Genomic DNA, 14616 nt, shown 5'->3' with positions numbered 1-14616 from the left:
ATTAGTATGGTCAAAGCTCTGTTATTTTTTTAAAGAGAGTAAGTAGTGACTATCACACCTTCTTTATTATCACCAGAAATTTGATAGTAATCGTCATCCGGTAAGGTAATAGTTTTGCTATCATGGACCGGGTAATATCGAATATGATAAGTTACATCACCTAATGTAAAGTCAATTGTCTTTTCTGTTTCTAGCAGTTTTAAATATTCCTCTAATACAAGATTTTTCTTATGCATTACTGCACTATGTGGTAAACCAACATAGCGAATATGCCATGGTTCATATGAAATGCCAGTAATATCACTTTTGTTTTCAGGGTATCGTAAAATAAAGCCATACATCCAAGCTTTCTCTTCTAACCATTGGGCTTCCTTTGCTCTATACATAGTTGTTGCTTGAGAACCGACATCAAGGGCAAGTCCAAAATTATGTTCACTATAACCAGCAGGTAGAGCGTAATCCGCCCCTTTTTCCTGATACAGCGTTTGTTGTGCGTCCCAGCTTCTATAGCCACTTGTTAGTAAAAATTGAAAATCTCCTTCTTTGTTAGCTTCATGGATCATATCATTAAATCGATTTAATAAATCTATCGACAATTGTATATCATCATCGATAAGACCAAACTCTTTCTCTAATTCATCATAGTCAAATACGTTGACTACATCGTCTAGTATTGTATTTTTCTTCAATGGATGTTCTTCATTAACAAGTAATAGCTGACCATCGTTTATCATATCTTCTTCTACAGATAAATTTCGATTAGAAGGTATGGGCTTGAAATCATTGTTTTCGTTCTCCTCATTGGCGTATTCAATATCTTCCTTTAATAAATTGGCTTTATTCGAAGTAAGATATTGATTGATGGCTATTAATAAAAATAAAATGATGGCTAAAAAAAATCCCCACTTCTTCATACGTTTATTCCTCCTTCAATTCATAAAATTAAAGATAAAGAATAAAGCTTAAAAAAAAGTAGGGGTAAATATAAAGTTTTTCTTAAATCATCCCTTTAATTATCCAAAGTAGATGGATGAATGGGAAGTCTAATCTCAAAGCTTGTTTGTATGACTGTACTATTGACAGTAATACGACCGCCATGCTGTTCAACAATATTCTTGGCAATAAATAACCCCAGCCCTGTTCCACCTTCTTGATGGGCACGAGAAGGGTCGGATGTGTAAAAGGAATCGAAAATATAAGGTAGGTCCTTTTCTCTGATATCATCACCGTAGTTAATAATCTGCACAATCGCTCCTTCATCGTCTAATGAAGTGTGAATATCGATAAATTGTCCATCTGCCCCATAGCGTATTGCGTTATTTAGGAGATTTTCAAATACACGTGCTAATTGTCTCCCATCTGCTTCAATCATTAAGGAGGGCTGTAAATGTAGTCTTGCCTCTAAATGATTCTTCTTAAGGGCAGGATACATTTCCTCACAGAGTTGTAATAATAACTCACTTAAATTAATTTCACTTTTGATAATAGAGAGCTTACCATAATTTAATTTCGTTATATCAAAAAGATGATCAATTAATTCTTCTAACCGCCCAGCTTTTTTATAGACAATGTTAGTATAATGCTTTTTTTGTTCCTCGGTTAAGCTAGTGTCTTTTTTGATAATATCTAAATAGCCGATGACTGATGTGAGTGGTGTTCGTAAGTCATGGGCGAGATTGACAATTAACTGATCACGGCTTGACTCAGCAAAATCTCCACGCTCAATCGCCTCTTTTAGCTTGAGACTAGCTGTATTTAAATCTATCGCTATCTGGCTAAATTCATCATTAGTAGAAATTTTTGTTTCATATTGAAAATCACTGTTAGCTAATTGCTTTAAACCATGTGAAATATGACTGAAATACGATGAAATTCGTCTTGTAAGTAATTTGAAAATGACGAGTGTAAATAGAATATATAGAATCGCAAAAATAATAAATAGACCCTTATTTCCTAATGCCCATCTGATTCGAGCTAAAGGATCATCGATGAACACAAACTGATGATAATAATATTGCATATATGCAAAAAGTGAATATGTGATTACGCCAGCTAATATCATGCTAACGAAGACGAGTAGTAATAGTTTCGTTTGAAAATTAATTTTATAATTAACCATGAAAGGCATAACCTACTCCCCAGACGGTTTTAATAAACTCGTTCTTGTCTTCCCCAAGTTTCTTTCTTAATGTGCGAATATGAACCATCACTGTATTTTGGTTGTCATAATAAGCATCTCCCCACACAGTTTGAAAAATATGCTCTGCACTAAAAACCTTATTCGGATGGTTAGCGAGTAAGAGGAGAATATCAAATTCCTTCGGGGTGAGAGAGAGGACCGTATCATATTTTGTTACTTTATGTTGATCAGGATCAATCGTAAGTCCTCGAAACTCTAAAATATTCTCTTTTGAAGCTGATTGATTATACAGCATTGTCCGTCGTAATTGTGATTTGACGCGTGCCACTAATTCCATAGGATTAAACGGTTTGGTCATATAATCATCAGCTCCAATGACAAGCCCGGTGATACGGTCAAAATCAGATGTTTTAGCGCTCAAAAAGATAATCGGAAAAAGATAGTTTTGTTTGCGAATCATTCTAGTGACTTCATGTCCGTCTAAACGGGGCATCATAATATCTAAGACAGCCAAATCAATTGGCTGTGATTGTACAATTTTTAATGCTTCTTCTCCATCATTTACTTTGAAAATATGAAATCCTTCTTTTTCCAAATGGAGCCCAACAAGGTCAGCAATTTCCGCCTCATCATCGGCAATCAAAATATTTACGTGCTTCACGTTGTACACCTCTAATTTTCAGTAAGAATCTCTTATAGTATAGCCGTTAACCATGTATTCATCCAGCAAGAGAATGATCGTTACCTTCCTTGAATTCTGTTATAATATGCAATAACTTTCGATCAGGAGGACTTTTTATGTATAAGGAGATTTTAAGCAAAATTGAACAGCCAGAAGCTTTTCAACCATCTGAAAAAATGTTTTGGCAAGATGAGTATATTGCAAAACAGCTTTTAAAAGCACATCTTAATCCAAACCATGAAGGAGCGAGTAGAGAACCGAAATTTATAGATGCTTCGGTAAGATTTATTTCACAGCTTATGAACAGTGGAGACAGAGTAGTTGATCTCGGTTGTGGTCCAGGTCTTTATTGTGAACAGCTGGCAATGAGAGGCTATGCGGTTACCGGGATTGATTTCTCCGAGAACTCTATTGATTACGCCAAATCCCAGGCTAGTGAAAGGCATTTACCGATACAGTACCGCTTTGAGGATTATCTGATCATGGATGACGTAAATACGTTTGATTTTGCGACGCTTATCTATTGTGATTATGGTGCATTATCACCAAATAATCGCAAGCAGCTGTTAAAGAATATTTATCGCTGCTTAACTGAATCTGGACGCCTATTTTTAGATGTATTTACCGTTAATAAGTATCATTCTTTTGTAGAGGGAAAACAATGGTCAATGAATAATCATGGGGGGTTTTGGTCTGCCCATCCTCATTTGGAAATCTCTCATAACAAAAAATATGATGATGAAATTTCTCTTGAACAAACTTTGGTACTGACTGAAGAATCGGCTGATGTGTATCACATTTGGTATCAATACTTTACTAAGGAGCGGTTGATAAGAGAGCTCCGGGATGCTGGATTTAAAGTGATTAATGAGTATAGTAATGTGGCTGGAGAACCTTACACTGATAGAAGCGAGACAATGGCTATCCTTGTTCAGAAATAATCTTTAAAAATATTCTATTTCTTTTCTTGCGAGAGGAGTACAATAGAAGTAATTTTAATACTTGTATTGGTTGAGGGGGCGAATTAGATGTTTGGCATCACAAGTTTTACGGTGTTTTTAGCCGCCGCGATTATTATGAATATTACCCCTGGGACAGATACGATGTATATCGTCTCACGGAGTGTCTCACAAGGTAAGAAGGCAGGGTTATACTCTGTTCTTGGTATATCTACAGGAGCAATGGTGCATACATTTTTAGCTGCTATCGGATTATCTCTTATTCTTACAACGTCAGTCATTTTATTTACTATTGTAAAGATGATTGGTGCGGCGTATTTAATTTATCTTGGCGTACGTATGGTCATTCAAAAATCCTCACAATTTGAAGTTAAAAAGACGAAACCTTTAACTGCAAGGAAAGTGTTTGCTCAAGGTTTACTAACCAATCTAACCAATCCAAAAGTGGCGCTTTTCTATATTTCATTTCTACCCCAATTTATATCTGTAGACAATGGATATGGCCCACTTCCTTTTATCATCCTTGGTATGACCTATGTTGTAACAGGAACCATTTGGTGTTCGATAGTCGCGCTTTTTGCCTCTACAACAACGAAGAAACTTAGAAATAATCCTAAAGCAGAATTTATTATTAATAAGGTAACTGGCATGATCTTTGTCGGCTTAGGTATTAAGCTTCTCCAAACAAAGGCATCCTCATAAAGAAAGGAGCAGAACAAACTCTGCTCCGTTTTTTCATCCATTACAATATTCCCCATTTACAAAGAAGTTTAAATAAATTATAGTTATTAAAGAGCGTTTATATCTATAATTAAAAAGGGGTTAATACTTATGAATGAAAAAGTAAAAAGAAAGATTAGAAATCTAGAAAATATTGACCGTTTTTCAGCTGAGGAATTATTTCAATACCTCCCCCTCAATCATAGTGACGTCGTATTAGATATAGGAGCTGGTGCAGGATACGTAGCACTACCTATAGCAGAAAGGGTAGATTTGGTTTATGCACTTGATTTGGATGAGGAAATTTTAAACTATTTGCAGCTAACAGCAGAGAAGAGAGGGATCACAAATATTCAGCCCGTAATAGCTAATTTTAAAGACATACCATTAGCAGATGAACAAGTAGATATTGCGATCGCTTCAATCTCGCTACATGAAGTAAAACCATTATCCGCTGTACTAGAAGAAATCAAGCGTACCTTAAAAGCTCGAGGTACATTCTTATGCATTGATATTGAAAAAACCGCAGATGCCAGAGGACCGAGAGTATCATCTGGGGATATGATGAAGGCAATGGAAAATGCCGGTTTTAGCGATATGAAAATGACCGTTTCTCCGCGGAAATTAGGAAGTGAGCCAGTTTATATCATTAGGGCAGTAAAGAAGTAATGAATGCTTTAATTTAAAGCAACAGTAAATTATAAAGAGTCGTAATAAAATAAAAATGATTGCAACGTGAAAATAGATATATTCGTATCCAACAAAGCTTTTTGAACGAATCCTGCACCCCTATAACTAAGAGGCACTTTCTTATCTTAATTTGATAAGTCCCCACACTAATTTCTCGTTCCACGTGAAACAAACGGTCCATCTTATGAGGGTTTTTGTTAGCTGAAATGGTAAAATAGAGACAGGGGAGAAAGTTTCTGTAATAGTGAAGGTGGTTTGCTCAATTGCTCATTTTATATATACTTCTTATTTTAGTTGCTTCTATATTACAGGCGAGTACGGGATATGGCTTTTCTATTCTAGCGACGCCATTTTTACTGCTGTTTTTTGAGCCGATGGAGGCCATTCAGATCAACTTAATCTTATCTTTGTTTATTTCGATTGTCATGATAGGGAAAGTCAAGGTCGATGTTGATCAAAAAGTGTTAAAACGACTCATCATCGGCAGTATTTTTGGTTTACCTATAGGGATGGTCATTTTTCTTTGGTTACCGCTTAACTGGCTAAAACTAGGGATAGGTATTCTAATCTTGGTTTTGACTGTGTTGATGATTGCTCAATTAAAGATGAAGCAAACGAGAAATAGAGATTATGGCGCTGGTGGGCTATCTGGAACATTAACGACAAGTATTGGTATGCCTGGTCCGCCGTTATTATTGTATTTCTCGGGCACCAAAACGAATATGGAAATTCTCAGAGGAACGACAATTGCTTTTTATTTATATATCTATGTAATCAGTCTGGCTATCCAAATGGTTGTCGCCGGTACTACACAAACAGTTTGGCTCGCTAGTTTGGTTGGAGCTCCTGTGGCACTAATTGGTATATTTTTAGGACAATTACTATTTAAAGTCATGAGCCAAAAGTTTTTCTCAATTATTTCCTACTTCATCCTTTTATTTACTGGATTATACTTATGTATTAACCAATTATTTCTCTAATGCTGCATGGGAATGAGGAAGGAAAAAAGGCTGGTGAGGGGTTTGATTTCGCACGTCTCACTCAGCCTGTCTTTCAAGTATGGATTAATGAATAGCAAATTCTTTGTTTAATAGGGACTCAAATGCTTTAATATTTTCATTAAAGTCCGGCAGTTGGTTTGTTTCTTCTGCTTGTTTGATCATGCTTGTGACAAGGTCATTTACTGGAGTAGATACTTGTAGGGCGTTCCCTTTTGTTGAAATGTAACCATTAATATAATCGACTTCTGTTTGTAATCCTTTTTCTAAATCTTGTAGCATACTAGCTTTGAGCAGTGCTTGAGGACCAAATGCTTGTTTAGCAACTTGGATGACCATAGGTAGATTGCTCTTGTCTTCGTTAATAGAGAAGATTCCAACATTTACACCAGCTAGTTCGCTAAATTGAATGTTATTCGCGTAACCAACTTTTAACGCTTCATCAGCTAGCATCACTGCACTTGTGACAGCTGCCTCGTTATTCAAAATATCTCCATATGTACAACCTAGTGCTGCCGACATACCACTCATCGCTACATTAACAAGAAGTTTGGACCATTTTGTACCGATTAGATTATTTGAAACGATTGTGCCACCGACATCTTCAAGAACGGTTTTTACTAGGTTCACGCGGTCAGTAATCTGTCCGTCTAACTCACCAATTTGAAAAGCGTGAGCAGAGAATGCCTCTTTGTCTGATGTTAATTGTGATACACCTGGTTTTACCCAAGTAGCACCAAACTCTACAGAACCACCAATAATGATGGATGAACCAAGTGATTCTACTAAACTTTCTTCTGGAACACCATTTTGTAAAGAGAGTAATATACTTGCTTCGTTCATATGCGCTTGAAGTTGTAGGAGCACTGATTTATTGTATACTTGCTTTGTTAAAAGTAAGACAAGGTCATAAATGCCAGTCATTTCATGTGGCGTGATGGCTTTCACAGAAGCCTGCAAGTTTACAGTCCCCACAACTGTTGCGCCGTTACTGTTTAAGGCATTAATATGGTCAGTATTTACATCGATGCATTCCACATGATGTGCCCCTTTTGATAAGTGTGCCCCAATAATCGTCCCTAAAGATCCTGTTCCCATGATAGCAATTCTCATTATGCATCCTCCTAAAATATTTAGTTGTAAAGCACTAACATAAAAGTTAATCATACCGAAATAAATAATAGAAATAAAAGAAAAAAAACCCAAATAATAGGCTTAAAGTCCTTGTTTTTGGATTAAATTAGGAGGAAAAATAATTGGGTACGCAAAAGAATGAATTATTAAGAGTTCATAAAGTGAATATGTGGGGATTGATGACATTAGCTGTTTTATTAGTCTTACCTATTGTTATTGACCGGGGTTTGAGCGATACAATTGTCATTATGTGTGCTGGGATTTCTGTCATTGTCATGGCTATTGTTCTGTATTTTTTGCGTATCAATGATTACGTAAAGGGCTTTTTATATGCTGCTATACCAAACCTCATTGTGATGATGCTCTTTTTTGTGGACGGATATGCATTGAATAAGCATTATATTTTATTCTTAACGATTGCAATGGTGGTGCTATATTTTAAGAAAGAAATGATTGTTGCTTTTTCTGTATTCTATAATGTTAGTTTTATTGCTACCTACTTTATAATTGGCCATCAGTTATTAGGAGAAAGTAATAGTGTCCGGAGTATTTTTACTATTATTCTTGTCGCCAACGGGATTTTGTACTTATTTTATTTATTAGCTAGTTGGGGTAGGGAATTAATTGACCAAGCAGAGCAAAAAGAAACGGAGTCAAAGGACCTCCTCATACAGTTGCAAGACACCTTTGGTTCAATAGATAAAGGTACAGTGACTCTAGAAAATCATATTGGACTTTTTAAGCAAAATATTGAAACGATACATGAGTCAAGTCAACAAGTATTAGAAGCTGCTCAACAGATGGCTACAAGTATTCAAGAAGAAGCGAACAGCTTAAATATTGTCAATGATTCTATGAGTCAGTCTTTACAAAATACAAAAGAATCTGTTGCCATTTCAGAAGGTGTCGTAGAAAAGTCGGAGAATATGAATGAGAAAGTACAAGATGGTTTAAATAAGATAGTCGATGTTACATCGCATATGAATACTGTAAATACAACGATTAGTGTGACAGCATCGACGGTATCAGATGTTCATTCAAGTATGGAACAAGTGAATAAATTATTAGCAGGCATTAAACAAATTGCCGATCAAACTAATTTACTCGCATTAAATGCAGCAATTGAATCAGCAAGAGCCGGAGAGCATGGGCGAGGGTTTGCGGTCGTTGCAGATGAAGTAAGGAAGTTAGCTGAGCAAAGTGCTGAAATCACGGTGGCGATCTCTGAAGTGACGAATACTCTTTTCACTCAGTCTCTTGAAGCACGTAAAAGCTCTCTTGAAGGGGAAGGTGCTGTAAAGCAGGGACAAGCACTTCTAACAGAGATATCTGCCTTTTTCAACGAGATACAAACATCATTACAAGAAAACAACTTAGAGTTAGTGAGAGGTGTCAATGAAGTTTCCGCTGCCACAGAAAAATTTGAACAAATTCAAGAGCAGATTGAAAATATGGCAAATATATCAGAGGAGAACGCCGCAGCTACAGAGGAAATTGTTGCTATCATAGAAGATGAACATGAGATGGTGTCAAACGTAAATCATTCGGTAGCGGATATTAATCGTTTGAGCATACAGTTAAAAGAGTTAGCTTCAAGCCAACAAGCTTAACATTGGTAATTATGCTCTAATCAAAAGGTTGTGCGAAAAAAGGACCAATTTTCCATAGAGTTTATATTGACAGACGCTATTAAACTATTGTAGCCTAATAGATATCAAATTGAATAAACCTCACTTTTTCTGGTGGGGTAGAGGCGCGGTATTTAACAGTCTTTAGTAGAGTGATAAGGCATGATGAGACTAAAGAGAAGGAAATATCGCCGAAATGTGCTATACCCGTTTGTATAGCATGTTGGGTCTGCAGTGAATAATTGCAGGACTGTCTTAATAAATTTACCCGATTTATTAAGGTGCACTATCTCTAAAATGGGAAAAGTAGAGGATTTAGGCGGAAGAATAACAAGGACCTGAGTTCATCTCAGGTCTTTTTTTGTTATTCTTTTTCTTAATTCGGAATAGTTTAATTAGTAGAAAAATATATTAGGGGGAATAGAGATGAAAAAGAGATTTGCTTTACTAGCTATGGCTATAGTACTGAGTATGTTTCTAGCTGCTTGTGGTTCAAATGATGAGGCTGAAGGAAGCACAGGTTCAGGTGGAAAAGATAAAGACGTTTTTCGCGTAGGACTAGAGGCGGGTTATGCGCCATTTAACTGGACGCAAATGGATGATAGCAATGGCGCAGTAGCAATTGAAGGTAATTCAGAGTTTGCAGGCGGTTACGATGTTGAGATTGCGAAGAAGATAGCAGAAGGTTTAGGAAAAGAGTTAGTAATTGTGAAAACAAAATGGGATGGATTAGTACCATCATTAAGTTCAGATAAAATTGACGCTATTATTGCTGGTATGTCACCAACAGCAGAACGAAAAGAAACGATTGATTTTTCCGATAACTATTACGAATCTGATTTAGTCATGGTAGTGAAAAAAGGTGGCGATTACGAAAATGCCACATCCATTCAAGACTTCAGTGGGGCAAAGGTTACTGCCCAATTAAATACATTTCATTATTCAGTAATTGATCAAATTGACGGCGTACAACAGCAAACAGCGATGGAGAGCTTCCCTGCTATGCGTGTTGCATTAGAGTCTGGAATTATTGACGGCTATGTTTCTGAACGTCCGGAAGGTGTAAGTGCTTCAGCTGCTAATGATAACTTTGCGATGGTTGAATTTACTGAAGGATTTGAGACAAGTGAAGAAGATACTGCCATTGCAGTAGGGGTGAAAAAAGGTAGCGAATTAACAGATAAAATCAATGAAATCCTTGCAGATATTTCTGAAGAAGAGCAAAAAGAATTAATGGATGCTGCTATTGAGAATCAGCCAGCGGCAGAATAACTAAATGAGCCGGCTGCATGAGATGTAGCCGGTTTTATATCGAGAAGAAGGTTAGGAGAGACATGAGAAATAAACAACTAGGGTAGCGCATCCTCTCCGTCGTATTAAACCTTTGAAGCGCAAATCCTTAGCAGATTGATTGGTAATGGCCAATCATGATGAGAGAAAAGGAGATCATTGTTATGAGTATAGAATGGATTATTCGCATCGTTGTCGAATATTGGCCAATGTTTTTACGAGGCGCCGGTGTGACATTAGTCATTGCCTTAATTGGTACCGTTTTCGGTGCCCTAATTGGTTTGTTGTCAGGCATTCTTCGAACAATACCAATACCTGAGAATGGTCCTAAACGGTTGTTATTAAAAATAGTGAATTTCTTGTTATCTGCTTATATTGAATTCTTTAGAGGCACACCAATGATTGTACAGGCAATGGTTATTTTTTACGGGGCAGCAATGGCCTTTGGCTATCAAATGGATCCGCTCATTGCTGGTATCGTTATTGTTTCCATTAACACGGGTGCTTATATGGCTGAGATTGTTCGTGGAGGGATTATTTCTGTCGACCCAGGTCAATATGAGGCAGCCCAAGCCATTGGGATGAACCATTTGCAAACAATGATGAATGTTGTTTTACCTCAGGTCATTCGAAACATTCTTCCAGCTACAGGTAATCAATTTATCATTAATATAAAAGATACTGCCGTGTTAAGCGTGATTTCTATATCTGAATTATTTTTCCAAACGAATTCAATTGCAGGGAATAATTTCCGCTACTTTGAGTCATTCTTTGTTGTTTGTATTATTTATTTCGTTATGACTTATACCGTTACATTAATTCTACGCTATATTGAAAGAAGAATGGATGGACCGGAAAATTACGTCGTTGCAGGTGAAATGGATACGGCAGAAGATATCAAAAGGAAAACAACAGGAGCATAGGTGGCGGAAAGGAGAGTTGGAAAAGTGAATACAGTTGTTGATATTCAAGGGTTAAGTAAGTCTTTTGGTAGTCATGAAGTATTAAAAGATATTAACTTCTCAGTGAATAAAGGAGAAGTAGTTACAATCATCGGCTCATCAGGGTCTGGGAAATCGACCCTATTAAGATGTGTCAATCTATTAGAAAAACCAAGTGGTGGACAAATTATCTATAACGGTGAAAATATCCTCGACGATAAACATAATGTCCATCAATATCGTAAAAATCTCGGCATGGTTTTTCAATCTTTTAATCTATTTAATAACCATAATGTATTGGGAAATTGTGTTGTTGGGCAAATAAAAGTATTAAAGCGTTCAAAAGAGGAAGCAGAAAAAATCGCGAAGAAATATTTGCGTGTGGTCGGGATGGAGGCTTATGTAGAAGCTAAACCAAGACAGCTTTCCGGAGGTCAAAAACAGCGTGTGGCGATTGCAAGAGCACTTTCAATGGAGCCAGATGTGATGTTGTTTGATGAACCAACCTCAGCACTCGATCCTGAAATGGTTGGCGAAGTGTTAAAGGTGATGAAGGAACTGGCTGGCACAGGCCTGACCATGCTTATTGTCACCCATGAAATGGAATTCGCCCGTGAAGTGTCGGATCGCGTTGTCTTCATGGATAAAGGCGTCATTGCTGAAGAAGGGACACCAGAGCAACTATTCAATAACCCCAAAATGGAAAGAACCAAAGCTTTCCTACAACGTACACGTAACTAAAAGAAGCTTGCCCGATTTAATAATTAAATTGGGCAAGCTTCTTTTAGTTTTAGCCTCTCGTACGGAACGTTGTTAAAAGCTTTGGAATTGGATCAGAAGTTTGTCGGTCCTTTGGTAGAAGTTGAGCCGCGACAAAGATGAATGAACTACATTCGTAAGATCAACTTATGCTGTCGTATTTCCGCTCCAGAATTAAGCTTATTCATGTCTAGCTCGGAAGGACTGCTCTTTTTTCTTAGTTAATGATAAATTTTCTCGTCTATATTCACAGGTAAGACCTTTTTATAAATGGCTTCAATATCTTCTTTCACTGCTTTTCTTGGATTATAATGTACGGTTCCATGATCGTTCATTGCATCTTCTGCTAGTTGGGCGATATCTTCATCTGTAAAGTGGTGGTCGAGATGCGCAAAATTTTGTGGAATATCAATAGAATGCATTAATTCTTCTACTAATGGAATAAGAGTTTTGCCTGCTTGTTGCATACTAACGGAATGTAAGGATGGATCAATCATGCTTGCAATTGTTGCATATTTTTCTGTTGATGCTGGAAGATTGTAGGCAATCACTTTTGGTAGTATCACAGCATTCGCAAGTCCATGGGGGACACCGTAGCGTGCAGACATTGGATGTGATAAGGAATGAACAATCCCTAATCCACCGAGGCTAAATGACATGCCAGCCAATGTACTAGCAAGATGGACTTGCCCCCTTGCTTCTAAATTGTCTGCATGAGCATAGGTTTGTGGTAAATAGGTCCAGAGCATGCGAATCGCTTGAAGAGCAAGAGCATCTGTAAAAGGATTAGCTGGTAATGATACATAAGATTCAATGGCATGGACAAGTGCATCAGCCCCTGTAGCAGCAACATGCTTTCGTGGCAATCCAAGTGTGAGTGCCGGGTCCACAAACACAACTTTTGGTACAAGATAAGGAGATCCTAGAACAAGTTTTCTACCACCATCGCTATCTGTAATGACACTTGCAATCGTTACTTCAGACCCAGTACCAACTGTTGTTGGAATCGCAAAAAGTAATGGTAGTTTATCTTCTATTGGCTTACCGCCAAGAGAATATTCCAGTACATGTCCGGTGTGTGTGACTGCAACAGCCAGCGCTTTGGCAAAGTCCATAGAGCTACCGCCTCCAAGGGCAATAATCAAGTCTGCGCCTTCTAATTGAAAGCTCTTCATGCCTTCCATAACCGAATGAGCAGACGGGTTGGGCTCGATTTCTGCATAAACAGCATATTCAATGGATGCATCTTCTAATACTTGGGTAATTTTTTCTACGACACCTGATGAAATCAGTCCTTTATCTGTACAAACGAAGACCTTCTTCTTTCCTGTCGCTTTAATTTTGTCTGAAAGCTCTTGTTGAACGACCTCATAACCAAATTTTAAATCCGTTTGTAGATTTAAGTGAAATGATGCGTTCAATAAACTCATTCGCTGATCCTCTCCCTCTAATATTTTTTTACTTATAAATAGTTAAGCGCTTACAAGGTGATTTCCTTCTTTCTCTAACTAAATTTTAGAAAGAGTGTTAGAATACAAGTAAAAAATGAGGAAGTGAGCTTGTTATGCAAAAATCGATTGTACAAATAAATTCCCCTGTAGGTGTGCTAGCAATCGAAGGAACAGAAAAAGCCATCACAGCTGTTCAATTTCTTGATAGAACGGAAATCGCAGAACCATTGAGAAATGACTCGCCAGATGTAATAAAGGAATGTGTACAGCAATTAGAGGAATATTTTCAAGGGAAGAGAGAAGCATTTGAAATTACTTATGAGCTCAATGGGACAACCTTTCAAACGAATGTTTGGCAAGCGTTAACAACAATTCCTTTCGGCGAGACTGCCTCATATAAAGACATTGCCGTCATTGTCGGAAATGAAAAAGCTGTCCGTGCAGTCGGGAGCGCTAATGGTAAAAATAAAATGAGTATCATTGTACCTTGCCATCGTATTATTGGCACAAACGGAAAGTTAACTGGTTATGCAGGTGGGATGGAAAGAAAAGGCTGGTTGCTTGAGCATGAAAGAAAGTTCAGAAAATAGTATAATAGTTCTGGTAAGCAGAATGTTAGAAGAGGTGACTGGAAATGGAGAGAAAGATCGATGAAATCATCAAGGATCGCCGTTCGATTAAAAAGTTCAAACAAGATCCTGTAAGCATAGATGAAATTGTAGAATTACTAGAGGTGGCAAAATGGGCACCAAATCATAAAATGACGGAACCATGGCGTTTATTACTATTCGCTGAAAAAGGGAAAGAGAAGTTTATTGATGCATTTTGCCAAACGCAAAAATTAAAGGATGGGACCATACCTGAAAAAGCACAAAATAAATCCGCTTATTTTCGCTCTATACCTTTGCACATAGTTGTTGTGATGCCTGAGGACCCTCGTCAAAAGACATGGGATGAGGATTATGGTGCAGTGAGTGCGATGATTCAAAATTTCCAATTAGCTGCATGGGAAAGAGGCATTGGCATGATTTGGCGAACCAATGATTGGATCTATAATCCTGTCTTCCGAGAAGCGATTGGTGTAAAACCAGGGGAGAAAGTAGTAGCTACTTTAATGATTGGTTATGCCGATCATATTCCTGAAGCAAAGCCGCGAACAAGTATGAAAGAAAAGCTGCAAATTATTAAAGAGTAAAATAAGGTGATAATAAAGGCTAGGGGCAG

General features: G+C 37.4%; 15 protein-coding genes and 1 riboswitch. Of the genes, 10 read left to right on the top strand and 5 right to left on the bottom strand.

Annotated features, from left to right (window positions below):
- Positions 1 to 29: 29 nt before the first annotated feature.
- From MKX83_RS23265 to MKX83_RS23255, 3 genes are all read right to left on the bottom strand, one after another.
- Positions 30 to 914, bottom strand: coding sequence for a M15 family metallopeptidase (locus MKX83_RS23265; RefSeq protein WP_341058299.1), 885 nt, complete (start codon positions 912 to 914; stop codon positions 30 to 32).
- Positions 915 to 1009: 95 nt separating this feature from the next.
- Positions 1010 to 2119, bottom strand: coding sequence for a HAMP domain-containing sensor histidine kinase (locus MKX83_RS23260; RefSeq protein WP_341058297.1), 1110 nt, complete (start codon positions 2117 to 2119; stop codon positions 1010 to 1012).
- On the bottom strand, positions 2112 to 2801 hold the full coding sequence (locus MKX83_RS23255; protein ID WP_095371429.1) for a response regulator transcription factor: 690 nt from the start codon (positions 2799 to 2801) through the stop codon (positions 2112 to 2114). The genes MKX83_RS23260 and MKX83_RS23255 overlap by 8 nt, the downstream gene beginning before the upstream one ends.
- A 137-nt stretch (positions 2802 to 2938) precedes the next feature.
- On the opposite strand from MKX83_RS23255, the gene MKX83_RS23250 reads away from it, so the two are divergent.
- From MKX83_RS23250 to MKX83_RS23235, 4 genes are all read left to right on the top strand, one after another.
- Entirely contained in the window at positions 2939 to 3763 is an 825-nt protein-coding gene (locus MKX83_RS23250; protein WP_341058294.1) for a class I SAM-dependent methyltransferase, read from the top strand.
- An 87-nt stretch (positions 3764 to 3850) separates the two neighbouring features.
- Complete coding sequence (locus tag MKX83_RS23245; protein ID WP_224936897.1) at positions 3851 to 4483, top strand: LysE family translocator; 633 nt, start codon at positions 3851 to 3853, stop codon at positions 4481 to 4483.
- Positions 4484 to 4612: 129 nt separating this feature from the next.
- A complete protein-coding gene (locus MKX83_RS23240) occupies positions 4613 to 5170 on the top strand; it encodes a class I SAM-dependent methyltransferase (RefSeq protein ID WP_341058291.1) in 558 nt (185 codons plus the stop codon).
- A 284-nt stretch (positions 5171 to 5454) separates the two neighbouring features.
- Positions 5455 to 6171 carry a sulfite exporter TauE/SafE family protein gene (locus MKX83_RS23235; RefSeq protein ID WP_328198358.1) on the top strand — a complete coding sequence of 239 codons (717 nt, stop codon included), beginning with the start codon at positions 5455 to 5457 and terminating at the stop codon, positions 6169 to 6171.
- Between the two features lie 84 nt (positions 6172 to 6255).
- On the opposite strand, the gene MKX83_RS23230 is transcribed toward MKX83_RS23235, so the two are convergent.
- Entirely contained in the window at positions 6256 to 7302 is a 1047-nt protein-coding gene (locus MKX83_RS23230) for a ketopantoate reductase family protein (RefSeq protein WP_328198359.1), read from the bottom strand.
- Positions 7303 to 7445: 143 nt separating this feature from the next.
- Here MKX83_RS23230 and MKX83_RS23225 point away from each other — a divergent pair, with 143 nt between their 5' ends.
- The 4 genes from MKX83_RS23225 to MKX83_RS23210 all read left to right on the top strand — a co-directional run bounded on the left by MKX83_RS23225 (position 7446) and on the right by MKX83_RS23210 (position 11923).
- On the top strand, positions 7446 to 8933 hold the full coding sequence (locus tag MKX83_RS23225; protein WP_233435338.1) for a methyl-accepting chemotaxis protein: 1488 nt from the start codon (positions 7446 to 7448) through the stop codon (positions 8931 to 8933).
- 130 nt (positions 8934 to 9063) lie between these two features.
- Positions 9064 to 9248, top strand: a riboswitch (Lysine riboswitch).
- Positions 9249 to 9377: 129 nt separating this feature from the next.
- Positions 9378 to 10223 (top strand): transporter substrate-binding domain-containing protein, encoded by an 846-nt coding sequence (locus MKX83_RS23220; RefSeq protein WP_095371434.1) that lies wholly within the window; start codon positions 9378 to 9380, stop codon positions 10221 to 10223.
- 182 nt (positions 10224 to 10405) lie between these two features.
- Positions 10406 to 11164, top strand: a complete 759-nt coding sequence (locus tag MKX83_RS23215) for an amino acid ABC transporter permease (protein WP_095371435.1) — start codon at positions 10406 to 10408, stop codon at positions 11162 to 11164.
- Positions 11165 to 11188: 24 nt separating this feature from the next.
- Positions 11189 to 11923, top strand: a complete 735-nt coding sequence (locus MKX83_RS23210) for an amino acid ABC transporter ATP-binding protein (protein WP_095373573.1) — start codon at positions 11189 to 11191, stop codon at positions 11921 to 11923.
- Between the two features lie 239 nt (positions 11924 to 12162).
- On the opposite strand, the gene MKX83_RS23205 is transcribed toward MKX83_RS23210, so the two are convergent.
- Positions 12163 to 13371, bottom strand: coding sequence for an iron-containing alcohol dehydrogenase family protein (locus MKX83_RS23205; protein ID WP_341058286.1), 1209 nt, complete (start codon positions 13369 to 13371; stop codon positions 12163 to 12165).
- Positions 13372 to 13505: 134 nt separating this feature from the next.
- Here MKX83_RS23205 and MKX83_RS23200 point away from each other — a divergent pair, with 134 nt between their 5' ends.
- On the top strand, positions 13506 to 13982 hold the full coding sequence (locus MKX83_RS23200; protein ID WP_095371437.1) for a methylated-DNA--[protein]-cysteine S-methyltransferase: 477 nt from the start codon (positions 13506 to 13508) through the stop codon (positions 13980 to 13982).
- A gap of 44 nt (positions 13983 to 14026) precedes the next feature.
- A complete protein-coding gene (locus tag MKX83_RS23195; RefSeq protein ID WP_341058284.1) occupies positions 14027 to 14587 on the top strand; it encodes a nitroreductase family protein in 561 nt (186 codons plus the stop codon).
- Positions 14588 to 14616: the final 29 nt, after the last annotated feature.

This window comes from Cytobacillus sp. FSL M8-0252, from assembly GCF_038007345.1.
Lineage (GTDB): Bacteria > Bacillota > Bacilli > Bacillales > Cytobacillaceae > Cytobacillus > Cytobacillus kochii.
The sequence above is the reverse complement of the archived record's forward strand: the minus strand, read 5'-3'. Positions and strand labels throughout refer to the sequence as shown.

Excerpts from the sequence above, each read along its gene's own strand:
- MKX83_RS23265 (WP_341058299.1), bottom strand. The coding sequence starts at position 914 with ATGAAGAAGTGGGGATTTTTTTTAGCCATCATTTTATTTTTATTAATA.
- MKX83_RS23260 (WP_341058297.1), bottom strand. The coding sequence starts at position 2,119 with ATGGTTAATTATAAAATTAATTTTCAAACGAAACTATTACTACTCGTC.
- MKX83_RS23250 (WP_341058294.1), top strand. The coding sequence starts at position 2,939 with ATGTATAAGGAGATTTTAAGCAAAATTGAACAGCCAGAAGCTTTTCAA.
- MKX83_RS23245 (WP_224936897.1), top strand. The coding sequence starts at position 3,851 with ATGTTTGGCATCACAAGTTTTACGGTGTTTTTAGCCGCCGCGATTATT.
- MKX83_RS23240 (WP_341058291.1), top strand. The coding sequence starts at position 4,613 with ATGAATGAAAAAGTAAAAAGAAAGATTAGAAATCTAGAAAATATTGAC.
- MKX83_RS23230 (WP_328198359.1), bottom strand. The coding sequence starts at position 7,302 with ATGAGAATTGCTATCATGGGAACAGGATCTTTAGGGACGATTATTGGG.
- MKX83_RS23220 (WP_095371434.1), top strand. The coding sequence starts at position 9,378 with ATGAAAAAGAGATTTGCTTTACTAGCTATGGCTATAGTACTGAGTATG.
- MKX83_RS23215 (WP_095371435.1), top strand. The coding sequence starts at position 10,406 with ATGAGTATAGAATGGATTATTCGCATCGTTGTCGAATATTGGCCAATG.
- MKX83_RS23205 (WP_341058286.1), bottom strand. The coding sequence starts at position 13,371 with ATGAGTTTATTGAACGCATCATTTCACTTAAATCTACAAACGGATTTA.
- MKX83_RS23200 (WP_095371437.1), top strand. The coding sequence starts at position 13,506 with ATGCAAAAATCGATTGTACAAATAAATTCCCCTGTAGGTGTGCTAGCA.
- MKX83_RS23195 (WP_341058284.1), top strand. The coding sequence starts at position 14,027 with ATGGAGAGAAAGATCGATGAAATCATCAAGGATCGCCGTTCGATTAAA.